18 protein-coding genes and 2 pseudogenes are annotated in these 22,088 nt (G+C 65.2%); 9 read left to right on the top strand and 11 right to left on the bottom strand.

The window, feature by feature from the left end; genetic code table 11:
• Nucleotides 1-17: 17 nt before the first annotated feature.
• Genes J2S96_RS00820 through J2S96_RS00830 form a run of 3 tightly spaced genes read right to left on the bottom strand, consistent with a single transcriptional unit; the run spans nucleotide 18 to nucleotide 3,154 of the window.
• Complete coding sequence (locus tag J2S96_RS00820) at nucleotides 18-929, bottom strand: carbohydrate ABC transporter permease (RefSeq protein WP_306858946.1); 912 nt, start codon at nucleotides 927-929, stop codon at nucleotides 18-20.
• Nucleotides 929-1,831: a carbohydrate ABC transporter permease gene (locus tag J2S96_RS00825; protein WP_306858948.1), complete on the bottom strand. Its 903-nt coding sequence runs from the start codon at nucleotides 1,829-1,831 to the stop codon at nucleotides 929-931. Before J2S96_RS00825 ends, J2S96_RS00820 begins: the two co-directional genes overlap by 1 nt.
• A gap of 3 nt (nucleotides 1,832-1,834) precedes the next feature.
• Entirely contained in the window at nucleotides 1,835-3,154 is a 1,320-nt protein-coding gene (locus J2S96_RS00830; RefSeq protein ID WP_306858949.1) for an extracellular solute-binding protein, read from the bottom strand.
• 292 nt (nucleotides 3,155-3,446) lie between these two features.
• Between J2S96_RS00830 and J2S96_RS00835 the strand changes: the two genes are divergently transcribed.
• Nucleotides 3,447-4,526, top strand: a complete 1,080-nt coding sequence (locus tag J2S96_RS00835) for a LacI family DNA-binding transcriptional regulator (RefSeq protein ID WP_306858951.1) — start codon at nucleotides 3,447-3,449, stop codon at nucleotides 4,524-4,526.
• Nucleotides 4,527-4,566: 40 nt separating this feature from the next.
• Here J2S96_RS00835 and mgtA read toward each other — a convergent pair whose 3' ends face one another.
• Nucleotides 4,567-7,263, bottom strand: a complete 2,697-nt coding sequence (gene mgtA, locus J2S96_RS00840) for a magnesium-translocating P-type ATPase (protein ID WP_306858953.1) — start codon at nucleotides 7,261-7,263, stop codon at nucleotides 4,567-4,569.
• 680 nt (nucleotides 7,264-7,943) lie between these two features.
• Here mgtA and J2S96_RS00845 point away from each other — a divergent pair.
• Nucleotides 7,944-8,177: a hypothetical protein gene (locus J2S96_RS00845; protein WP_306858955.1), complete on the top strand. Its 234-nt coding sequence runs from the start codon at nucleotides 7,944-7,946 to the stop codon at nucleotides 8,175-8,177.
• Between the two features lie 97 nt (nucleotides 8,178-8,274).
• On the opposite strand, the gene J2S96_RS00850 is transcribed toward J2S96_RS00845, so the two are convergent.
• Nucleotides 8,275-8,691, bottom strand: a complete 417-nt coding sequence (locus J2S96_RS00850; protein ID WP_306858957.1) for a hypothetical protein — start codon at nucleotides 8,689-8,691, stop codon at nucleotides 8,275-8,277.
• Nucleotides 8,692-8,770: 79 nt separating this feature from the next.
• Between J2S96_RS00850 and J2S96_RS00855 the strand changes: the two genes are divergently transcribed.
• The 6 genes and pseudogenes from J2S96_RS00855 to J2S96_RS00880 all read left to right on the top strand — a co-directional run.
• Complete coding sequence (locus J2S96_RS00855; RefSeq protein WP_306858958.1) at nucleotides 8,771-8,971, top strand: hypothetical protein; 201 nt, start codon at nucleotides 8,771-8,773, stop codon at nucleotides 8,969-8,971.
• A 521-nt stretch (nucleotides 8,972-9,492) separates the two neighbouring features.
• Nucleotides 9,493-10,494, top strand: a complete 1,002-nt coding sequence (locus J2S96_RS00860) for a LacI family DNA-binding transcriptional regulator (RefSeq protein WP_306858960.1) — start codon at nucleotides 9,493-9,495, stop codon at nucleotides 10,492-10,494.
• Nucleotides 10,495-10,572: 78 nt separating this feature from the next.
• A complete protein-coding gene (locus J2S96_RS00865) occupies nucleotides 10,573-12,219 on the top strand; it encodes a xylulokinase (protein WP_306858962.1) in 1,647 nt (548 codons plus the stop codon).
• Nucleotides 12,216-12,920, top strand: coding sequence for an L-ribulose-5-phosphate 4-epimerase (locus J2S96_RS00870; protein ID WP_306858964.1), 705 nt, complete (start codon nucleotides 12,216-12,218; stop codon nucleotides 12,918-12,920). Before J2S96_RS00865 ends, J2S96_RS00870 begins: the two co-directional genes overlap by 4 nt.
• Nucleotides 12,920-14,437 carry an L-arabinose isomerase gene (araA, locus tag J2S96_RS00875; RefSeq protein ID WP_306858966.1) on the top strand — a complete coding sequence of 506 codons (1,518 nt, stop codon included), beginning with the start codon at nucleotides 12,920-12,922 and terminating at the stop codon, nucleotides 14,435-14,437. Before J2S96_RS00870 ends, araA begins: the two co-directional genes overlap by 1 nt.
• 64 nt (nucleotides 14,438-14,501) lie before the next feature.
• Nucleotides 14,502-14,729 (top strand): annotated as a pseudogene (locus J2S96_RS00880) (hypothetical protein); the annotation flags it as partial.
• 277 nt (nucleotides 14,730-15,006) lie between these two features.
• Here J2S96_RS00880 and J2S96_RS00885 read toward each other — a convergent pair.
• Both J2S96_RS00885 and J2S96_RS00890 read right to left on the bottom strand, forming a co-directional pair.
• The gene (locus tag J2S96_RS00885; protein ID WP_306859872.1) at nucleotides 15,007-15,756 is read right to left on the bottom strand and encodes an SDR family NAD(P)-dependent oxidoreductase; all 750 of its coding nucleotides are present in this window, start codon (nucleotides 15,754-15,756) and stop codon (nucleotides 15,007-15,009) included.
• Between the two features lie 216 nt (nucleotides 15,757-15,972).
• Nucleotides 15,973-17,235, bottom strand: coding sequence for an MFS transporter (locus J2S96_RS00890; protein ID WP_306858968.1), 1,263 nt, complete (start codon nucleotides 17,233-17,235; stop codon nucleotides 15,973-15,975).
• A gap of 72 nt (nucleotides 17,236-17,307) precedes the next feature.
• On the opposite strand from J2S96_RS00890, the gene J2S96_RS00895 reads away from it, so the two are divergent.
• Nucleotides 17,308-17,814: a winged helix-turn-helix transcriptional regulator gene (locus J2S96_RS00895; protein WP_306858970.1), complete on the top strand. Its 507-nt coding sequence runs from the start codon at nucleotides 17,308-17,310 to the stop codon at nucleotides 17,812-17,814.
• On the opposite strand, the gene J2S96_RS20115 is transcribed toward J2S96_RS00895, so the two are convergent.
• From J2S96_RS20115 to J2S96_RS00910, 4 genes and pseudogenes are all read right to left on the bottom strand, one after another.
• Nucleotides 17,794-18,390, bottom strand: coding sequence for an IS3 family transposase (locus tag J2S96_RS20115; protein WP_370872957.1), 597 nt, complete (start codon nucleotides 18,388-18,390; stop codon nucleotides 17,794-17,796). The genes J2S96_RS00895 and J2S96_RS20115 overlap by 21 nt on opposite strands.
• A gap of 325 nt (nucleotides 18,391-18,715) precedes the next feature.
• Nucleotides 18,716-19,354: a DUF305 domain-containing protein gene (locus tag J2S96_RS00900; protein ID WP_306858972.1), complete on the bottom strand. Its 639-nt coding sequence runs from the start codon at nucleotides 19,352-19,354 to the stop codon at nucleotides 18,716-18,718.
• Between the two features lie 148 nt (nucleotides 19,355-19,502).
• Complete coding sequence (locus tag J2S96_RS00905) at nucleotides 19,503-20,006, bottom strand: hypothetical protein (RefSeq protein ID WP_306858973.1); 504 nt, start codon at nucleotides 20,004-20,006, stop codon at nucleotides 19,503-19,505.
• Between the two features lie 80 nt (nucleotides 20,007-20,086).
• Nucleotides 20,087-21,860 (bottom strand): annotated as a pseudogene (locus tag J2S96_RS00910) (heavy metal translocating P-type ATPase); the annotation flags it as partial.
• Between the last annotated feature and the right edge of the window lie 228 nt (nucleotides 21,861-22,088).

The following is a 22,088-nucleotide window of genomic DNA, read 5'->3' on the forward strand; positions in this document are numbered from 1 at the left end:
CACTGGTGCCTGGCTGTCTATTTGCTGAATCCGGCGGTCAGCCCGCTGAGCAACTGGCGGCGGGCCACCACGTAAATGACCAGCAGCGGCAACGTGGCGAGCACCACGGAAGCAAGCACTGCGGGGATGTTTACGCTGAATTCCCCCTGGAAGGTCCACAGGGAAAGCGGAAGGACGCGCGTGGACGGGCTTTGCGTCAGGATCAGCGGGAAGAGAAAGCCGTTCCAGACGCCGAGCGCGTTGTAGATACCTACGGTGACGACTGCGGGCCGCGTCATGGGCAGCGCGAGGCGCCACATCATGGCCCAGTCGGAGCATCCGTCGAGGCGCATGGATTCGAACAACTCGTTGGGGACGTCGCGCATGAAGTTGCTCAGGATGAGGACCGAAATGGGAATGGCGAACGCGATGGAGGGCAGGATCAGGGCCAGCAGGGTGTCATAGAGGTGGGCCCGGGTGATCATCCAATAGATGGGGATGATCGTGGCGTGCAACGGGATCGCGAGGCCAAGGAGGAACGTGTTGTTGGTCCACGTCAGGAACCGGCCTTTGCCCCGGACGATGGCGTACGCGGCCATGAACGAGACCAGGAGTGCCGGTACAACGCTGCCCACTGTGACGATCAGGCTGTTGGCGAAGTACATCGCGAAGTCGTTGTCCAGGACCAGCTTGTAGTTGTCGAGGGTCGGCTCGGTTGGCGGCATCATCGGGTTCGAGGTGAAGAAGCCGGCTTGGTTCTTCAGGCTGGTGACCACCACGTAGTAGATGGGAACGATGATGATGGCCAGCCAAAGCCACCCGCCCAGGCCGCCGAGGATATTCGGGCGCGAGCGTCCGGGACCCTTCGATCCTTTGCTTCGGGGGCCGGACTTGTGGCTTGGCGCTGTGCGCGTGGCTGACGGGACGGGAAGTTGGGTTGTGGAAGCCATCAGGCACCTTCCAGTTGGCTTGCGTTACGGTTCTTGCCACCGAGTCGTTGCAGGATCAGGGCCAGGGCGAGGCCGATCACCACGAGGATGACACCCAGGGCGCTGGCGGCTCCCATGTCGTTGGCCTTGAAGCCAGTCAGGTACATCTGCAGCGGCAGCAATCGGGTGGAGTAGCCGGGGCCTCCGCCGGTGAGGACGAACACAAGGTCGAAGTAGGCCAGCGAACCCACCACCATGAGGGTGGACGACGTGATGATCGTGTACTTCAGCTGCGGCAAGGTGATGGAGAAGAACTGCTGCACGCGTCCCGCGCCGTCGATCTGGGCGGCTTCATACAGCGACGCCGGGATCTGCCGTACGCCGCCTTGGTAGATGAGCGTGTGGAACGGAACGAATTGCCACGCGATGACGAAGACCACCACGAACAGCACCAAGTCCGAATTGCCGAGCCAGTCCTGCGCCAGGAACGGCATCCCCAGACCTGGGCCGAGGCCGAAGTTCGGGTCCAGGAGTGCCTTGTAGGCGATGGCGACGGCGGCGGAGGACAACAGCAGCGGAACGAAATACAACACAGCCAAGGCTGCCCGGTACTTCTGTGAAGCGGAAGTGAACACGCCAAGGAGCAGGCTGATGGGAGCCTGGACGATGAAGGAGAAGAACATGATCTTAGCCGTGACCCACAGGGCATTGCCGGTGACGGGATCTGTCAGGACCGTGGTCCAGCTCGACAAGCCGTCCAGCTTGATTTCGCCGAGCCCGTCCCATCTGGTGAAGCTGAGGAAGAGCACGCCGAAGAGCGGGATGATGGCGAAGAGGAGGAAGAAGACGAGGGCTGGTGCGGCGAGCCACCCCGACGGGCCCTTTTCAAGGACCCGGCGGGAAGAACCGGTTGAGGTGGACACTGGCTATTTTCCGATCGTTGCGTTCATCGTCGAGACGAACTGATCCGGGGTGATCTTCTTAAGGAAAATCTGGTCCAGGTTCGCCAACATGGCATCACCCTGTGCGGGGCTGAGCGCTTGGTCCCAGGAAAGGGTGAAGTTCGGGGCGTTCTTGGCCATGCCGTACACGTAGCTCAGGAAGTCCTTGTCCGGGGACGCGGCCAGCTTGCTCTCGATGCCAGTGGTCACCGGGACGGCGCCGGAATCGATGAGGGCCTGCGTGTCGGCGTCGGTAAACATGCCGCTCTTCACGTAGTCCAGTGCCGCCTTCTTCTGGCTGTCAGTGGCTTTGGAGGAGATCGACCAGAAGTTGGACGGGTTGCCCACGACGTTGGCGGGGTCTCCCTTGCCGCCGGAGACGGTGGGGAAGGCGGTGTAGCCGAGCTTGCCGTTCTTGACGAAGTCCGCTGCGTCCTTCTTCATGCTCTGGTAGATCCAGCCGCCCTGCAGGATCATGGCCGCTTTGCCGGTGTAGAGCAGGGCCTGGTCTGCGTTGCTGTCGGCGGCAATAGAGGAGAAGCCGTTGACGAATCCGCCTGCGTCCACTAGTTCCTGGATTTTGGTCAGGGCTTCTTTGACGGCCGGGTCTGACCAGGCGCCGGGCTTGTTCGCGGCAATGTTCGCGAAGACGTCGGGTCCGCCGATGCGTTCCACCAGGTATTCGAGCCACATCAGGTCAGGCCACTTGGACTGGCCTCCCAGGGAGAAGGGAGCTATGCCGGCTGCCTTGAACTTCGGCACCAATGCCATCAGTTCATCCCAGGTCTTGGGGGCCTGTGCACCGATCTTGTCGAAGACGTCCTTGTTGAAGTACAGCACCACGGGCTGGACGTTGTTGTTCGGGAGGGCATAGGTCTTGCCATCGATCACGCCGTTCTTGAGCACCGAGGGCAGGTACCGGCTTTGGACGTCAGGGTTGTCCTTGATGAACTGCGAGAGATCGGCAACCTGGCTGGCGTCGACGTAGGACTTCAGGACTCCGCCGCCCCAACCGTAAATAAAGGTGGGTCCCTGACCGGCGCCGACGGCAGTGCGGACCTTGGTCTTGTACGCGTCGTTCGCGAAGAAATCGAGCTTCACGGACTCATCCGGATGCGCTTTGTTCCACGCATCGATGGACTTCTGTAGCACAGGCTGGTTGCCGCCAGTGAGCCCCCACATGGTGGCCGAATCGGCGTTGCCTGCCGAGCCTGCAGGACCGCTGGAGCCGCAGGCTGCAAGAGAGAGTGACACGGCCGCAACAGTGACGGCGATCGCTGCTGAACGCAACGTGAGTTTTACCATTTTGCATTTCCATTCGTCCTCCGGGCTCGACGCTGATTGCCCGGCTATTGGTTTCGGGAGTCCGGCCTCCGGGGGAGAGGCTGCAACTGCCGCTGACACTTAGTAAGGTCTGCAGGATCTTCGAAATATTTCGATAGTATTTCGGTCCGTTAGGCAAATTTATCTATGACATGCGTCACCGTCAAGGCTAATTCGGCATAAAGTTCAACTCCTTTACGAAATGAGGATTGACTCTTTCGGGCGCGACGTCCAAACTTGAATCAACGAAATATTTCGAAAGAGCTGAGGTTCGATGGCTAGCAATGAACGTCCCGCCAAGCTGACATTGGCCGCCATTGCACGGGAAGCTGGCGTCTCTATGCCGACAGTCTCGAAGGTGGTCAACGGGCGCGAGGACGTTGCCGCTGGCACGCGTGCCAAGGTTCTGACTGCCTTGGAGCGGACGGGGTACAAATCCCCGTTTCAGCGGAAGAAGCTCGCTGGCCGTCGGCCCGTGGTGGAGGTAGTGCTCGACACCTTGAACTCGGCGTATGGAGTAGAAGTGCTCAATGGCGTGCTGGAGCACGCGGCCGCCTCCGACGTCGAGGTCTTGCTCCACATCACGGGCCAGCAAGGCGCGTCGACCCTTAGTCCGGAGCAGCGGGCGCGGCGGATCATCGAAGAGGGTCGCAGCGGCATGATCGTCATAACCTCGGCGTTCAGTTCGGCCCAGCTGGATCCATTTCGACAGCGGCAGATACCTATCGTTGTCATCGACCCCCTTAACCCGCCGCCAGGTGACGTGGTTAGCGTCGGCGCCAGCAATTGGGCTGGGGGCAAGGCTGCCACGGCCCACCTGCTGGATCTTGGGCACCGTCGGATCGCCTACTTGGGCGGCCCGGAAGCTGCCGAATGCAATCAGGCCCGGCTTCACGGCTATATGGCCGCGCTGATGGCGAATGGCGTGCCGGTCGAGGAGCGCTACATCCTGTCAGGACCCTTCCGTTCCGAGAACGGTGTGGCCGGAATGAAAACCCTGCTTCAACTCGAGGAGCGCCCCACGGCCATCTTTGCCGCAAGCGACAGCATCGCCATGGGAGTGCTCGCGGAGGCGCGTCGGCAAAGAATCCGAATCCCCGAGGACATGAGCGTGGTCGGCTTCGACGGCACCTACCAGGCAGAAGAATCGGTGCCTCCCCTGACGTCCGTGTCCCAACCGCTGCAGGAAATGGGCCGCGCCGCCCTGCGATTCGTGCTGCGGCAAATGCGAGGCGACACCCTGGACTCACGCAGAGTAGAGCTCGCAACGCATCTTGTCATCCGCGAATCTACCGCTCCGCCCGAGGAATTCATCGATCGGCAGGCAACCCAAGCGATCTCCGCTGAATCGTAAAGGCGACGCGCCCTTCGCGCATCTTCGGTTCGAACGAAAGCTAGACCGTCACCTTGGGTCTCCTGCGGCCACGCACCGGGCGCCTTGGCACAACCGCGACAAGCGGCGCGCTGAAGCGGGAGGCACGGCGGGAGATGTGGTGGGTATTCGGCCGACGGCGGACGGGCGCCGTGTGCGGTGGCGCTTGTTGCGCAGTCCGGGAGAAGAACCAGCTCTTGGCGAGTTCCACCATGACCATGTAGATAACCACCATCCCCAGCAGAGCCAGGAAGAACGGCACTGGCAAGGGATCGAAACCCAACAGTCCGGCCAGCGGTGACAGCGGAAGAAAGGTGCCCGCTGCTACGACGCCCAAAGACGCACTCAACAGGCCAATCGAGGGGCGGCTTCGCAGGAATGGAACCCTCCGGGTCCTGATGGCGAAAATGATGAGGGTTTGAGTGGCGATGGATTCGATGAACCAGCCCGCCCGGAATTCCCCGGGGACGGCGTTGAAAACGAAAAGCATGAGCGCGAAGGTCGCAAAATCAAAGATTGAGCTGATCGGCCCGAAGAGGAACATGAAGCGCCGGATGAACGCGATGTTCCAATGCGAAGGTGCCAGCAGCTGTTCCCTGTCCACCCGGTCGCCCGGGATGGCGAGCTGGCCGCTGTCGTAGAGCAGGTTGTTGAGCAGGATCTGCCCCGGGAGCATGGGCAGGAAGCTCAGGACCACGGACGCCGTCGCCGCACTGAACATGTTGCCGAAGTTGCTGGACGTTCCCATCAGCACGTACTTGATGGTGTTCGCGAAGATCCTCCTGCCCTCCATCACGCCCTCGGCCAGAACGCCAAGATCCTTTTCCAAAAGCACAATGTCGGCAGCGTCCTTGGCGACGTCAGTAGCGCTGTCCACGGAGATCCCGATGTCCGCTTTATGAAGCGCTAGCGCATCGTTGACGCCGTCGCCCATGAAGCCCACTGCACCTCCGCTTTGGCGCAGCAGGGTGATGATGCGGGCTTTCTGCTCAGGCGAGACGCGGGCAAAGATGGTCGCATCCCGCGCGGTGACAGCCAGCTCGGTGTCCGAGAGGGCGTCGACATCCGCACCGGTGAGCGTTCCGCCGGACACGACGCCGAGCTCGGAGCACACTTTTTCGGCGACCTTGGCGTTGTCCCCGGTGGCGATCTTCACCGAGATGCCGAGCGTTGCGAGTTGGTCCAGGGACTTTTTCGCGTTTGCCTTGGGCCGGTCGAGGAAGACCAGGAAGCCTGCCAGGACCAGGTCCCTTTCGTCGGCAGGCGTGATCTTGCTCAGCCCCGTGGCTGGGCGGGTAGCCACCGCGACGACGCGCGATCCGGCATCGAACTGTTCATCCAGCATCGCCTGCACCCTGGGCGGCGTTGGCCCGCAGAGGGCGAGCACGTCTTCCGGGGCGCCTTTGGTGACCAGGCGTGCCGCGCGGTCGGCTCCCCGCACCAGCACGCTCGTGCGGCGGCGCTGGTGGTCGAAGTCGATCAGGTCGAGGCGCTCAAAGCGGGCGGCATCAAATGCAGCCGCGCCCGTGCTTTCCCAGAGGGCGGCGTCCAACGGGTTCTGCCCTGCCGTGGATTGTTTGGCTTCGGAGTAGTCGGTTTCGGTGGCCAACAGCCCCAAGGTGAGGAGTTCGGCGTCGGACACTTCCGGGGAGGCGGGCAGCGCACCTGTGAAACTGACGCGCCCCTCGGTGAGGGTGCCGGTCTTGTCGGTCACCAGGATATCCATGTCGCCTAGGTCCTCGATGCAGACCAGCCGTTTGACCAAGACTTTCCGCCGGGCCAGCTGGCGGGTGCCGGTAGCGAGGCTCGTGCTCACGACGGCGGGCAGCAACTGCGGCGTGATCCCGACGGCGATTGCCAGAGAGAACAGCAGCGATTCGATCAGCGGGCGGTCTAACAGCAGGTTCCCGATGAAGATCAGCGTGGTGAGCGCGATGGCCACCTGCAAAAGCAGGAACGAGAACCTCTTCAGCCCGAGCTGGAATTCGGTCTGGGGTTGCCGTTCTCCCAGGCCCAGCGCGATGCGGCCGAATTCGGCACGTCCACCGGTGGCGACCACCACGCCGGTGCAGCCACCGGACTGGATAACTGTTCCCATGAAGATGCAGGATGCGAGGTCGCCCAAGGACGAGCCGGGCGCCGCCGGGGCCGGATCCTTACCGGCTGGAAGGGACTCCCCGGTCAGGATGCTTTCGTCGCAAAGGAGGTTCTGGGTGCTGAGGAGGCGGATGTCGGCGGGGACGACGGAGCCAAGACTCAGGTGTACGACGTCGCCCGGCACCAAGGCGGTGACGTCCACGTCCTGAGTGGTTCCGTTCCGCAGCACGACTGCGCGGTGGGTCACGCGGGAATGCAAGGCTTCGGAGGCCCGTTCGGCGCGGAATTCGTTGGTGAAGCCCAAGCCGACGCTGACCAGGAGGATCACACCGATCACGAGCGAATTCGTGGCATCGCCCAGGAAGAGGGACAACCCAGCGGTCACGATCAGCAAGATAAGGATGGGGCTGGCGAACTGGCGCCCCAAGACCGCCCACCCGTTGGCCCGGTGCGTCCGCACGGCATTCGGGCCAAGTTCTGCAAGGCGTTCCGCGGCTTCTTGGTTGGTCAAGCCTGCCGGGCTGGAGCCCAAGTGATCCAGCACTTCGTCCTGCTGAAGGCATGCGGCTTCGGTGATCAGCAGCTGCGTGGAATGCCGCTCCTGGACGTTGAGATCTGACATGCCGTATCCGTTCGAATGCGTCGCCTAGGGAGTCTTGGGATAAGAGTACGGCTCTGGGCTGGTTGTCTGTGATGACCGGAAGAATGTCGTGTCCCCGGTCGGGTGACGGTTCGGAAGCAGCAGACGATGGCGAACAACCCTTGCACGGTGCGGGCGGCCTTCTTAGGCACCCAGGGCCTGCCCTTAGGCGACGCAGACTTGGATGTCGGCGGGCAGGTGTCAGAAATTGACCGACCCTGGCTCGGGAAACGGTCGGCGCGTTCTCCGGCATTCCTGGGCTTGTGTTTTGTATAGGTTGACGAGTGGGCTGGACGGGCGGTTTCTATTGGTTCGGGACCTGATCTATTGTGCGTCCCGTCCAACCCGTCATACGAAGCCCTGCGTTTACACACACAGCTTCGGGAGAGGTCACCCATGCGAAACGTCGCCGCGAGTGTACCGGGCCGAAATGCAGGAAGCGCACCATGAAGGAATGTGCAGGGCGCTACGGCCGGTTCTTCGGCTGCGCGGGATATCCGCTTTGGACCGGAACAACGAAATTCGCTGGCGGCTGGGGCCAGGGAGGGAAAGCCTGGGCATCCGCGCATTCCAGGAGGTACACTGCGAGGCTGCCATGCTTGCAGCCTTCCAAGATCTTCCACTCGCCGCCGGAATGCAAAATGGGCAGCTTCAGCGAGTGAGTGGTCAGCGCGGCCGGTGGCCTGGGCGGCTATCTCCCGCCGCTTGTCATGGGAGCGACGCACGACGCCGCGACGCACAGCTACTCGATCGGGCTGCTCCTCCGGGTGGTGATGGCCCTGGTAGCACTGGGATTCACGGTCCTCGCTATGCAGGGGGCGGGGCAACGACGCGGGTTGTTCTGCCGAAGTTCGCTGGCCCACAACGCTATCCCGAGGGGCGGCCGGGGACGGTGAGCCCGAAGTACTGTGGGCCGCCGGGCCGGGACAGTGAAATCGAGACTGCACCGGACCAAAATGCTCCTCTTCCTCTGCGCCGGATCCCCGACATGCACTACTTGAGGCTGAGCACGTCGTCGATCGGGCGGCCGTTGACGAACACTTGGGCGCGCGTGGCCCCGGACGCGGCCATGGCAGTGAACTCCAATTGCGCCTTCGCACGTGGGATGTCGCACACGCCCGCAAGCATGAACTGCCCGGAGAGGTAGATCGTGATCGTGCTGTCGTTCAGCTCTCCACCGAGGTAGGTGAGCTTCGATTGATACAGGACGTTCACGAGCCCGGACATGCCGACGTCGCGGCTCTTGTTCGCGAGCAAGGTCCCGATGCTGGGGCCGACCTGGTCCGTGAAGCGGACTGGGGCCGTGGTCGTAGCGACGAGGCTATCCCCACAGCCGATCATCGGCCCGGAAGTACCACCGTTGCCGATGGCGACGTAGTAGACCGTCAGCGGGGCGACCTGCTCCGGCAACCCCGCCGAGCTAGTCTCACCCGTTGATGCCGGACTGGTAGGCGCAGGCGAGGGAAGTGCAGTAGCCGCAGGAGTGGGAGTGATCGAAGCGCTGGCCGTCGCGGAGGAACTCGTAGTCGCGCTCGGGGCAGCGGACGCTGTTGCTGTGCCGCTCAGAGCGGAGGAGCTACTCGGGGGCGCCGGGGCCGGCGGGCCGAAACAACCTGAAAGCGCGAAGAGGGCGCAGACCCCCAAAACGCTGAATGCCGGAGGCATGGACCTGGACATTAGGCCACCTTAGGTGAGGGTCCCGGATTTTCAGGACACATCTTCAACCTATGCCTGAGCCGCGCCCACTGAACAGGGACTTAAGTCCGACCCTGCCAACGGCCGTTGCCGTGGGCACTCCGGGGCGGGTCCGCAGCGTTCAGCGCCCCGGCCTGGAGCATTGCCGCGATCTGCGCACGTCTGCTGGGTAGAAATTTGTGCCTCCGAACTTCACAGATTGTCCCGGGTTATTGGGCACGGTAGAGGTTTCCCGTGCTCAAACGAGGAGGAGCAGCCGACGAGTGGGCCGGACGAATCAACCTCGGGCTGGTCGCGCTCCAAGGCATCCTTGCCGGTGCACGTCCCGATGTCTTGTTGTGCTGTGATCTGATGAGTGTGTGAACACTCGTGATATGACTAACGGTGCGAAAATCGCTGCGGCCGTTCTTGAACGACTCGGGCCGCCAGGGCCATGGATCGCCTGGCTTGGAGGCTACCCTGATGGGACACGTAAAGCCGCAGCGACCGAAGCAGCGGGAGCCTAGAGTGGTGGGCATGGCCGAAGATACATCTTCCGTACGCCTTCCCGGGGTTCGTGAGGTTGCCGCTGTGGCAGGGGTTTCCCGGCAGACGGTGTCGCGGGTGCTGAATGATTCGCCGAGCATCCGGCCGGAGACCCGGGAGCGGGTGCTGGCGGCGATGGCAGAGCTGCGGTTCCGGCCGAATCGGGCGGCTAGGATGCTCACGACGGCTCGCTCGCGCACGATCGGGATCCTGGCGTCCTCGGCGTCGTCGCTGTATGGACCGGCGTCGAGCTTGGACGCGGTGGAGAACGCCGCCCGGGAAGCTGGATATTTCGTCACGGTGGCGCATGCGGGTTCCTCTGAGCGGGAAGACATCCTGGCTGCGTTGGACCATCTGGTGGAGCAGTCGGTGGACGGGATCGTGGTGATCGCCCCGCAGCAACGGGTGCAAGAGGCGATGGCTACGGTGTCGTTCGTGGTGCCGGCCGTCGCGCTGCACGGCGCCGGCGACGGGGGCGGGCTGGTGGTGGACCAAGCCGAGGGCGCCCGCATGGCCGTCCGGCATCTTGTTTCGAGGGGGCACCGGACGATCCTGCACGTGTGCGGCCCGCTGGACTGGGCCGAGGCGCGGGCCCGCCGCGAGGGGTTCCTGACCGAGGCCGCGGCTGCCGGGGTCGAGGGGATTGTCTCGGCCGAGGGGGACTGGACCGCCGCGTCCGGGGCGCAGATCGCCCCGCAGTTCCTCGGGCAGTCAGGGATCACCGCGGTCTTCTCCTCGAACGACCAGATGGCCCTCGGCGTCCTGCACGCGGCCCGGAAGGCCGACCTCCGCCTGCCGGGGGACCTCGCCGTCGTCGGCTTCGACGACATCCCGGAGGCCGCCTTCTTCGCCCCGCCCTTGACGACCGTGCGGCAGGACTTCGCCGAGCTCGGCCGGCGTACCGTCGAGCGTCTCGTCGGGCTGATCGAGAGCCGCGAGATCGCGTTCGCCGAGCCGGTCGCGCCCTCGCTCGTGGTCCGCGAATCCGCCTGACCCTTGCCGCCGGATCTTTCGCCGTGCATACTTGTACTCAACAATGTGACCGGTCACAAAGAGGTAAGGTGCAGTGACATGACGCAAGAACCGACGCCCGACGGCGCCCGCGACGCGATACTCGGAGCGCGCACGGCGCTGGGCATCGAATTCGGATCGACGCGCATCAAGGCGTGCCTGGTCGCGGTCGATGATCCCTCGCTTGTCCTGGCGGTGGGCAGCCACGAGTGGGAGAACGAGTTCGCGGACGGGCGCTGGACATACTCGCTCGAGTCGGTCTGGTCCGGCCTGCAGACCGCCTACGCGGACCTGGTCGAGGACACCGAGCGCCGTCACCGCGTCCGGCCGGAGACCTTTGGCGCGATCGGGATCTCGGCGATGATGCACGGTTATCTGGCGTTCGACGGCGAGGGAGAACTGCTTGCGCCGTTCCGCACCTGGCGGAACACGACGACCGGGCCGGCGGCGGCGGAGCTGACCGGGCTGTTCGGGGTGAACATCCCGCTGCGCTGGTCGATCGCGCACCTGCACCAGGCGGTGATCGACGCCGAGGATCACGTGTCCCGGGTTCGGTTCTGCACGACGCTGGCAGGCTACGTCCACTGGCGCCTCACGGGCCGGAAGGTCCTGGGCGTCGGAGACGCTTCGGGCATGTTCCCGATCGATGCGGCTAGGAAGGGTTACGATACCGAGCTGGCCGCCCGGTATGACGACTTGGCCCAGAGGCGCGTGCCCAAGCTGGTGGACCTGCTGCCCGATGTCCTCCTCGCCGGCCAGCACGCGGGTGAGCTCACCCGGGAAGGCGCGCGGCTCCTGGATCCGACCGGCGCGCTGAAGCAGGGTATCCCGCTGTGCCCCCCCGAGGGTGATGCCGGCACCGGGATGGTCGCCACCAATTCGGTCGCGCCCCGCACCGGCAACGTCTCCGCCGGGACGAGCATCTTCGCCATGGTCGTGCTCGAGCGCCCGCCCACCGCTGTCCATCACGAGCTGGATCTGGTCGCCACCCCGGCGGGGGATCCGGTGGCCATGGTCCATTGCAACAACGGCGCGAGTGAGCTCGCGGCGTGGGCTGGCCTTTTCCACCGCTTTTCTGCCCTCGCCGGCGCCGACCTGGACGCCGATGCGGTTTACGAGGCACTGTTCTCCGAGGCCATCAAGGGCGACCCCGACGCCGGCGGCCTCCTGGCGTACAACTATCTCGCCGGCGAGCCGATCACGGGACTGGAGCGCGGGCGCCCGCTTGTGGTGAGGACCCCCGATAGCCGTCTCACTCTCGCGAACTTCGTGCGCGCCCAGCTGTACGGCGTCTTCGGCACCCTCGCCCTGGGCATGCGGGCCCTCGCTGCCGAGGGGGTCGGCTTGGATCGGATGTTTGCCCACGGGGGCATGTTCCGCACCGCCGGTGTTGCGCAGCGGTTCCTTGCCGGCGCGCTCGATGCGCCTGTGTCCGTCGCCGAGACCGCCTCCGAGGGCGGAGCCTGGGGGATAGCCGTCCTCGCCGCCTACCTCGTGGCGGACGAGACAGACGCCTACCTCTGCGGCTACCTCCGCAAGCGGGTCTTCGACGGCTTCGGCTTCGAGACCACGCACCCCCACCCCGACGACGTCGCAGGCTTCGCCTCCTACCTCGAACGCTACCGCGCCGGTTTGGCGGTCGAGCAGGCCGCCGCCGACGCTATACCGCTGAAGGGCGCGATGGCCCTGGAAGGAGCCACCCCATGATCCGCGAATCCGAGAGCCCGGCGGTCCGGGCCGTGCGCGAGCAGGTGGCCTCCCTGCACGCTGAGCTGGTGCGCTATGGCTTGGTCGTGTGGACCGGCGGCAACGTCTCCGGGCGCGTCCCCGCGGAGGACCTGTTCGTCATCAAGCCCAGCGGCGTCGGTTACGAGGAACTCGCCCCGGAGAACATGATCCTGTGCACCCTCGACGGGGAAGTGGTCCCGGGTTCGCAAGGGTCGGAGCGGTCGCCGTCGTCGGACACCGCGGCGCACGCCTTCGTGTATCGGAGCATGCCCGAGGTCGGGGGAGTGGTGCACACCCATTCGACCTATGCGACAGCCTGGGCGGCCCGGGGTGAGCCTATCCCGTGCGTGATCACTGCGATGGCGGACGAGTTCGGCGGCGAGATCCCTGTAGGACCGTTCGCGCTCATCGGAGACGACTCGATCGGCCGCGGGATCGTGGCGACCCTTTCCGGGCACCACAGCCGGGCGGTACTGATGCAGAACCACGGCGTGTTCACCATCGGCAGCAACGCCCGGGACGCCGTCAAGGCAGCGGTCATGGCCGAGGACGTTGCCCGCACGGTGCACATCGCGCGCCAGGGCGGCCCGCTGGTCCCCATCCCACAGAAGGCAGTCGATTCCCTCTTCGACCGCTACCAGAACGTCTACGGACAAAACCCGGAAGGATCCCTGACCTGATGCCCAAGCTCACCACCACCCTCGAGGCCTACGAAGTCTGGTTCCTCACCGGCAGCCAGGACCTCTACGGGCCCGAGACCCTCGCTCAAGTCGCCAAGCAGTCCCGCCGGATCGCCGAGGAGCTCGCTGCAGCCAAAGCCGTGCCCGTCACGGTCGTCTGGAAACCAGCACTGACCGAGGCGGACGCGATCCGACGGATCGCGCTCGAGGCAAACGCCGACGACCGCGTGATCGGCCTGATCGCCTGGATGCACACGTTTTCACCGGCGAAGATGTGGATCACGGGCTTGTCCGCGCTGCAGAAGCCCCTCTTGCACTTCCACACCCAGGCGAACGTCGAGCTCCCGTGGGGTGAGATCGACTTCGACTTCATGAACCTGAACCAGGCCGCCCATGGCGACCGCGAGTTCGGCTACATCCAGTCCCGCCTCGGCGTCCCGCGGAAGACCGTTGTCGGTCACGTGTCCGACCCCCGCGTGACCGAGCAGATCGGGATCTGGACCCGCGCCGCCGCCGGCTGGGCCGCCACCCGGTCCCTCAAGCTCGCCCGCTTCGGAGACAACATGCGCTACGTCGCGGTCACCGAGGGCGACAAGACCGAGGCTGAGATCCGGCTCGGCGTGCAGGTGAACACCTGGAGCGTGAACGACCTCAGCGGTGCGGTCGAGGCCACGGAGCCGGCCGACATCGACGCCCTCGTGGCCGAGTACGAGAACCTCTACGACGTCGCTCCCGAACTTCGCCACGGCGGGGACCGGCACCAATCCCTCCGCGACGGGGCCGCGATCGAGATCGGACTGCGCTCCTTCCTCGAAGACGGCGGCTTCGGGGCGTTCACCACGAGCTTCGAGGACCTCGGAGCCCTGAAGCAGCTGCCCGGGCTGGCCGTGCAGCGGCTCATGGCCGAAGGCTATGGCTTCGGCGCCGAGGGTGACTGGAAGACAGCGATCCTGGTCCGGGCCGCGAACGTCATGGGCGCGGGCCTGCCCGGTGGCGCGTCCCTCATGGAGGACTACACGTACGACCTCACCCCCGGCGCGGAGCGGATCCTCGGCGCCCACATGCTCGAAGTCTCCCCGTCCCTGACCACCGCCCGCCCGACCCTGGAGGTCCATCCCCTCGGGATCGGGGGGAAGGACGACCCAGTCCGGCTCGTGTTCACCGCGGACCCGGGGCCTGCCGTCGTCGTCGCCCTCTCCGACATGCGCGACAGGTTCCGCCTCGTCGCCAACGCGGTCGACGTCGTCGAACCCACCGCGCCGCTGCCCAAGCTGCCCGTCGGACGCGCGGTGTGGAAGCCGGCTCCCGACTTCCACACCTCCGCCACCGCCTGGCTCGAGGCCGGGGCCGCCCACCACACAGTGATGAGCACCGCCATCGGAATCGAGGCCTTCGAGGACTATGCCCGCATCGCCGGCACCGAACTCCTCATCATCGACCAGGACACGACAACCCGCGGCTTCACCCGCGAACTCCACTGGAACGCCGCGTACTACCGGCTCGCCCAAGGGATCTGAGAGGGCAAAGGAGGCATTGATGGAGACCGGACGCGTTTCCACCTGCGCGGAGGGCCGCCCGCGCATGAGCGCCCTGATATCTGCCTTCCCGGATGGCCGGAGCAGGCAGGAAGCAGGGGGGTACGAAATCCGCCACGGAGAATACGCGGCAGTCGTGACGGCGCGTGCCGGCGCGCTCCGGAGGCTGACGTACCGGGGACGCGATCTGGTAGTCCCGTTTCCGCACGGACACCCGATCCCCGACTACCGCGGCATCGTCGCTGCACCGTGGCCGAACCGCATCGCCGACGGCGTCCGCCCGGTCCGTCGGGAGTTCGGGTCAGGCATCACCCCGGGGGCCGCGTAGCCCGTGCTTCGAGCCCCGCCCGGCTTTTGACCACGACGGGATGGCAGGCCTTCATCTTCGCGTCCATGTAGATGTGGTTGGACGCACTAGCGTACGAGTGCCTACCGTTGTCGAAGAGACTTCTTCCAATCGAAGGAGCGCTGGGAAACGGCGGCGTGCCCGCTTCCGGAGGGCCGGGGTCTGCTGGGCAGCACGGGCCCGTTCGCTTTGCGGACCCGTGCTGTCATCTGTCGGCTAGAAGGCGCCGTTGATTTCTCCGAAGTCGGCCCCGGACGATACGACCTCGTAGGTGCCGTCGTGGAAGGTTTCGCGTGCGGCGCTGAGCGCGGCGCCGTAGGCGGCTTGGGCGATGGCCGAGCCGAGGCTGACCCGGCGGACGCCGGCGTCGGTGAGCTGGGGGATGGTGGGGGCGCCTGGTCCGGCTGCCGAAGATGGCGATGTAGCGGGACGGGGCGAGGGTGAGGGTGTTTTTGATGTCGCGGGCGACCCGGTCGGCGAGCACCTCGGTTGCGCCGGCCTCGACGCCGTCGAGAGCGGCGAGGACGACCCGCGCAGGGGTGACTTTGTCGAGCGGGAAGTGTGTGCCCATCTGGGTGTCTACCGGTCCCATGTGAAGGGCGAGGAGATTGGTGCCTTGGTCTGCGAGCTCGAGACGGAGCCCGTCCGTCAAAGACCAGGCGGCAGCCTTGCTGGCGCTGTATCCGGGTAGGCCGGGGAAAGAGACCCAGGAGACGGCGGAGAGACTGTTGAGGATGGTGCCGCCGCCGTTGGCCTTGAGGGCGGGCGCAAAGGCGCGGCCGACGTAGAGCGGTCCGAACGCATTGATCTCGAATTCATCATGCACGATGCCGAGGTCGCCGGTGAGCAGCGACCGGGGTTCAGCGATGCCCGCATTGTTGATGACGATCTGCACGTCGGAAGCCAGGGCGGCAGCAGCCTGGATATCTTCCTGGTTGGTGACGTCGAACCGTATGGGGTGACACCATCATCGGCTGCATAGGTGTCAGGATTTCGGACACCTGCGTAGATCTTCGCGGCTCCACGTGCTCGCAGCTGGCGGACGAACTCTGCTCCGATGCCACGGTTGGCGCCAGTGACTAGGACGATCGATCGTTCGATTGGGGTGCCGGTGATGGCGGGGGTGCTCATGGGTTGTGCTCTTTCCGTGTCTGGTGCCGGTTCGGCGGGGTCAGTTGCGGTGGTCCCGGGGACGGCGGGCGAGGAGCCCGATGCTGAGGACGAGGCCGGTCAGGGCGACGCCGGCCATTGTGATGCTGAAGCCGACCGCCATGGCGGTGACCCCGGTCGCGGCGGCGATAAGGCCTGCGATGATCGCCGATCCGCCGAACGCCAGGTAGGCGATGGTGAAGAACGCGGCGAACAGCCCAGCCCGCTGATGCGGTTCAACCTCGGGCACCAGCCCGCGGCTGCTCCCGGAGAACGCGGCCCCCGTTCCGGCGCCGGAGACGATCGCGGACGCCCAGACGAGCCAGAGCGCACCGTTGGGGATGGCGCCGAGGAACAGGACGGCGCCGATGGCGATACCCAGGTTTCCCCATATCTTCAGCCGATGTGGGTGCACGCTCCCGGTGAAAGCTGCGGCCGCAGTGGCTGCGGTGAACATCACGAAGTTAATCAGCCCCCCGATGATCGGGGTGGTGACGCCGAATACAGCAGCGAGAACGGTGGGCACCAAGCCAAGGAAGAACGCGGTCTCCAGGAACACGGCGATGATCGTCGGACTGGTCGCTGCGAAAAGCCGGCGCACGATTCCCGGGATCGACATCCGCGGGATGAGCGAACGCAGCGCGCCCGCACGACGGGTAGAGGTCTCCGGCGTGAGGAAGGCGAGCACGGTGCCTGCGGCCGTGAGAACGATGAACACGATCCAGACGGTGGTCCCCGCTTGTTTGGGGATCGCTAGGGCAACGAGGCCGGAGAAGAGTGCCCCGACGCCAAGTCCTGTGGTCGTTGCGAGACTCGACATGATAGCGCCAAGCCGCTTACGCCCTTCCGGTGCGAGCTCGACGATCGCCGCTCCGAAGGTGCTGGAGGCAACGCCAGTCGCCAGCCCCTGGAGGACACGGCCGATCACGATCCATTCGATTGAAGGTGCAAAGAGAAACACCACGACCGAGGCCAGTTCGAGAGCGAGCGCCCCACTCAGCACAGGCCTGCGGCCGATGTAGTCGGAGAGCGAGCCGACGACCAGCAGCGAGACGATCATCGCAAGCGCGTAGACCCCGAACGCGAAGGTCAGCATCGAGGGAGCGAACTTCCACTCTGCCTCATAGATCGGCAGCAGCGGCGTCGGAGCACCGGCAGCTGCGAAGAACGCCAGCAGCGCTCCGGACATTGCGACAAAGCCGACGGCGCGAGGCATGCGGATCCCGGTGGACCCGTCCGTGTTGCGGCGTGTGGCCGGTAGTGGCGGCGAAATTGGTTGAGTCATGTGGAACAGCATACGCATCAATGATTGATCTAACAAGATTCAATCATTGAATCTTTGTGATATGCTGTTGCCATGCCGTTGGGAACCGATTACACAGGTCAGGACTGCGCGGTCGCGCGCTCGCTCGAGGTCGTGGGGGAGCGGTGGACCCTCCTGATCATTCGCGACCTCTTCTACGGGATCCGCCGGTACAGCGAGCTGCGCAAACACATCGGCCTGCCGCCGGCAACCCTCACCGACCGGCTCACCGGCCTGGTCAGGGAAGGCGTGGTCGATCGTGTCGCGGGAAGCGGCGCGCGCGACGAGTATGAACTCACCGCCAAGGGGCGGGCGCTCTGGCCGGTGGTCGTCGGGCTGGCGCAGTGGGGGAACGAGAATTACGTCGAGCCCGAGCGGCGCATGCAGTACAAGCACCGCACCGACAACGGGGACCTAAACGCCAACGGCTCCTGCAGCATCTGCGGAGCCATCCCCGAAGCCGAAGATGTCCTCGTCCAGAAGACCACGCCCTACCCGAACGATATCTTCGCCGCAGCGCTCCAGGAGCCGCACCGGCTGCTACAACCCTTGCGGTCGTAAGGCGCTCAGTTCGGAAGGGGAGCCGACCAGTCGAACCCTCAAGGCCACCCGGTTGGGATGCGATCGCCCCGCACACCTCGCCGGGGCTACGTCAAGGCAGGTTACGACCTCACCATCATCGTGGGCCGGGACGGTTCCTGAGGCAACGGAAACCACCCTGTCATGACCCAGCACGGGGGCAGGATTTGTGGCGAGCCTGTGGGCGAGGTATTCGTCGGGGCTGAGGTAGCCGAGTCTCCGCTGGATTCGGGTACTGTTCCACCAACGCAGATACTCGGTTAGCCCGGTGTGGAACTGCTCGAATGTCCTGTGATGCTGGATCCGGAACCATTCCTCTTTGAGGTGGCTGAAGAACCCTTGCATGGAGGAGTGATCCAAGCAGCTGCCCTTACGGGACATTGATTGAGTGTGAGTCCGGCTTCGCGGAGCGTGTCCTGCCAGTGCGGAGGCCGGTACTGAAAACCCTGATCTATGGACCATGGGTTTCTCGTTGGGAGCGAGGCCGCTGATCGCAGTGCGAAGCCCATCGGTGACCACTTTGACGATGGGAGACGGACCTGACGATCCGGTTGTCATGAAGATCAAGTATCGGTGAGACGTTGGACGTGCCCACAGTGAACTCTGTGACGTCGGCGGCCCACTTTGTGTGTTTGACCGCGGTTTCGAACTGGAGGTTCGACACGTTATCTCCCATCTTTCCGACCTCGCCGCGGAAGGCGGACAAGCAGGGCGCGGAACGGGTCCGCGGACGAGGACAGCAGCTGCGGTCGCGGCCAGGGCGGCCGCTGGCCGGGGGCGCGTCGAAGCGCTCTGGGGCACGGGGGACCCCAAAGAGGAGTCTGGAAAAAGGGGGGTGGGCACCGGCCCCAGGGGGCGGGGCCGGTGCCTGTGAGTTTGCTGGCTACAGGGTGGCCAGCAGGTCCTTCATTTCCTGGATCTCGGCTTGCTGGGCGCTGACGATGTCCTTGCTGAGCTGGACCGCGTCGGCGTTCTTGCCGTCGGTGGTTTCGGTCTTGGCCATGTCGACGGCGCCTTCGTGGTGGGCGATCATTTGGCTCAGGAACAGTTTGGCTGCCTCGGTGCCCTGTGCAGCGTCGAGCTTGGCCATGTCGTCCCCGCTCATCATTCCGGACATGCTGTGTCCCGAGGCCATGGCCGTAGGCATCGCGGTGGGCTGTCCCCAGCTTTGGAGCCAGCCGGTCATTTTCTGGATCTCCGGGCCCTGGGCGGCCTTGATTTTGGTGGCAAGGTCGGTCACTTGGGCCGGGACGCCTTCCTTTTTCAGGATTGTCTCGCTCATTGCCACGGCCTGTGTGTGGTGCGGGATCATCATCTGCGCGAAGATCGTGTCAGCGTCGTTGAACTGCGCGGAAGCGGCTGCTGACGTTGCCGGGCTGGATGGCATCATCCCGGAATTGCCGTGGTTCATGCCCGGCATGCCGGACGAATCCGAGCTGCCGGATCCGGTGGCGCCGGAGCAGCCTGCGAGGGCGATTGCCGCGGCAATGGCGGCAGCGGAAATGGTCAGGGTTTTCTTCATGGAAATCAGGGTCCTCGAAAGTATCAGCGGCGCCCTTAGGCACCCGTTTGCGTGCAGTGCCGACCCGCACCAAGGTTTGGGGCGGGCCTTTGGGCGTGCACAATGGCCGGTTTGTCCGCCCGGAAGGCGGGCGTGCAGAATCGGCGGTTTACGTCCGGCTGATACTGAGTTCGCCAGGTGTTGGGCTGTCCGGCGAGAAGGAATAGTGTGCCCCGGCTGCAGCGGCCGCAATGTTGGAGTCCGGCAGCGCGCAGGGTGCTGTTCCCGGCACCGGTGCTGCCAGGGTTGTGGTTCCGGGTGCGGGTACACAGGCCGTGCCCGCGCTGGACATTTTCGGGCACGTCGGTCCCGGGGAACACGTGGGCGGTCCGGCCGCTGCGGCGGCCGGGATCACCGCCGGTGCTGCCGGCGTTTCGGTGCCGACTTCCGTGGTGCCGGGTTCTGGTGTGCCGTGGCCGGTGTGGCCGGGGCTGGAGCGCATGAGGGTCGCGGTGTGTTCGTCGGCAGGGGCGGGCATGGCGTGAGCGGCCATGCTGTGGGCTCCGGTCATGATGTGCATGCCGAGGATGCCGGCGATGATGGCCAGGGCTGCTGCCAGGAAGCCCGCACGGAGAAGGAACGTGACGAGGCGTCCGCGCGGTGCCGTGGTCACGATCTCTGCTCCTTTCCGTGGGGCCTGATGTCTTTCAAGCGTACCGGCAGGGGTTGGTGCTGCCGGTCGGTACGTTGGGTTCAACGCGCCTCGGAGGGGTTGAGTTTCATCCGTCGCAGCAGCTGGGCGTTCAGGGCCACCACGATGGTGGACGCGGACATCAGCACGGCACCGGCTGCCGGGGACAATACGACACCGGCGAACGCCAGGACTCCGGCTGCCAGCGGGACGGAGAGGACGTTGTACCCGGTGGCCCAGATCAGGTTCTGCCACATCTTGGCGTAGCTGGCCCGGGACAGGTCCACCATCGAGAGCACGGCCCGCGGGTCGTTCCCGGCCAGGACCACCCCGGCCGATTCCATGGCCACATCGGTGCCGGCACCGATCGCGATCCCCACCTCGGCACGGGCCAGTGCCGGTGAGTCGTTGACGCCGTCTCCGACCATGGCGACCTTCAACCCGCGGGCCTGCAGCTCGGCGACCTTTTTGTCCTTGTCGACCGGGAGCACTTCGGCGAAGACCTCGTCTATGTCCAGATCGTGGGCGATGGTCTGGGCGACCTGGCGGGCGTCCCCGGTGATCATGGCGACCTTCACGCCGCGGTTTTGCAGCGCGGTCACAGCCTGCCGGGACTCAGGCCGGATGCTGTCCTCGAGGCTGACGGCACCGAGGACCTGGTTCCCGCCGATGACGTGCAGCACGGCCGCGCCGCGTCCCATCCAGTCACGGGTGGACTGGGCCAAGATTTCGGGTTCGGCTGCGCCAAGTTCGCGCACCAGGGCAGGGCCCCCGACGTGGACGGTGCGGCTCTCAATAACGGCACGAACACCCCGACCGGTCAGCGAGCTGAAGCCGGCGGCCGACGGGATCGCCAGGTTCCGTTCCCGCGCCGCCCGGACGATGGCCCGGGCCACGGAGTGCTCGCTGTCGGATTCTGCCGCGGCCGCGAGGGCCAGCAGCACATTAGCGTCGATCCCCGGTACGGTCGCGACGTCCTTGACATCCGGTTCGCCCGTGGTGAGGGTACCGGTCTTGTCGAACAGGACGACGTCGATAGTGCGCATCCGTTCCAGCGCCATCCGGTTCTTGATCAGCACCCCGGCCTTGGCCGCCTGCTCGGTAGAGATTGCGATCACGAGCGGGATGGCAAGGCCCAGGGCGTGGGGGCAGGCGATGACCAGCACCGTGACGGTGCGGGTGACAGCCTCAGGGACGCTGCCCAGCAGCGTCCATATGATGAAGGTGATGATGCCGGCGCCGGCGACGAAGTAGAACAGGAAGGCAGCGGCCCGGTCGGCCAGGGCCTGGGCCCTGGAGGATGATGCCTGCGCTTCGGCGACAAGCCGTTGGATACCGGCCGGGGCGGTGTTGTCCCCGACGGCGGTGACCCGCACCCGGACTGTGTTGACGGTCGCGACGGTCCCGGCGACCACGGTGTCTCCGGCGCCGCGGAAAACGGTTTTGGATTCGCCGGTGATCATGGACTCGTCAAACTCGGCCTGGCCGTCCACGATTAAACCGTCGGCTGGCATCCGTGCACCGGAACGGACCAGGGCCGTATCGCCTTCGCGGAGATCTGAGATGGAGACTAATTCCGTGCCAGCGGGGGTGATGCGTTCGGCCTCGTCGGGGAGGAGCGCGGCGAGGGCATCCAGTGCGCCCTGGGCTGATCCGAGGGCGCGCATCTCGATCCAGTGGCCCAGCAGCATGATCGCCAGCAGCAGTGCCAGCTCCCACCAGAAGTCCAGATCGAACCCGCCGATGCCCAGGGTCGTAACCGAACGCGACGGTGATGGCCATCGCGATCAGCAGCATCATTCCGGGGCGTCGTGTCTTTAGTTCGGACCAGCCGCCCGTGGGATGTAAGGCAAGGGAGTGGCAGGCGAAACGGGTCCTCGCTTCGCTCAGGCTGTAGAAGCATTTTTCCGTTTTTTGCTGCTGTCCTCCGGATCGTACGTGCCCGCTCCACTGGCTCAACGGACGGCGGTGCAGCCGATGCCTTGTATCGGCGCGTCGCTTATTTCCTCCCACCAGCCGTCTGCGGCTTGCCCTTCGGGTGGCCCCGGCTCCGTCGGGCACAGC

The sequence above is a fragment of the Arthrobacter bambusae genome (genome assembly GCF_030812595.1).
Taxonomy (GTDB): domain Bacteria; phylum Actinomycetota; class Actinomycetes; order Actinomycetales; family Micrococcaceae; genus Arthrobacter; species Arthrobacter bambusae_B.

Coding starts and splice junctions, on each gene's coding strand:
- J2S96_RS00820 (WP_306858946.1), bottom strand. CDS start 929: ATGGCTTCCACAACCCAACTTCCCGTCCCGTCAGCCACGCGCACAGCG.
- J2S96_RS00890 (WP_306858968.1), bottom strand. CDS start 17,235: ATGACTCAACCAATTTCGCCGCCACTACCGGCCACACGCCGCAACACG.
- J2S96_RS00870 (WP_306858964.1), top strand. CDS start 12,216: ATGATCCGCGAATCCGAGAGCCCGGCGGTCCGGGCCGTGCGCGAGCAG.
- J2S96_RS00835 (WP_306858951.1), top strand. CDS start 3,447: ATGGCTAGCAATGAACGTCCCGCCAAGCTGACATTGGCCGCCATTGCA.
- J2S96_RS00895 (WP_306858970.1), top strand. CDS start 17,308: ATGCCGTTGGGAACCGATTACACAGGTCAGGACTGCGCGGTCGCGCGC.
- J2S96_RS00830 (WP_306858949.1), bottom strand. CDS start 3,154: ATGGTAAAACTCACGTTGCGTTCAGCAGCGATCGCCGTCACTGTTGCG.
- J2S96_RS20115 (WP_370872957.1), bottom strand. CDS start 18,390: ATGACAACCGGATCGTCAGGTCCGTCTCCCATCGTCAAAGTGGTCACC.
- mgtA (WP_306858953.1), bottom strand. CDS start 7,263: ATGTCAGATCTCAACGTCCAGGAGCGGCATTCCACGCAGCTGCTGATC.
- araA (WP_306858966.1), top strand. CDS start 12,920: ATGCCCAAGCTCACCACCACCCTCGAGGCCTACGAAGTCTGGTTCCTC.
- J2S96_RS00865 (WP_306858962.1), top strand. CDS start 10,573: ATGACGCAAGAACCGACGCCCGACGGCGCCCGCGACGCGATACTCGGA.
- J2S96_RS00900 (WP_306858972.1), bottom strand. CDS start 19,354: ATGAAGAAAACCCTGACCATTTCCGCTGCCGCCATTGCCGCGGCAATC.
- J2S96_RS00860 (WP_306858960.1), top strand. CDS start 9,493: ATGGCCGAAGATACATCTTCCGTACGCCTTCCCGGGGTTCGTGAGGTT.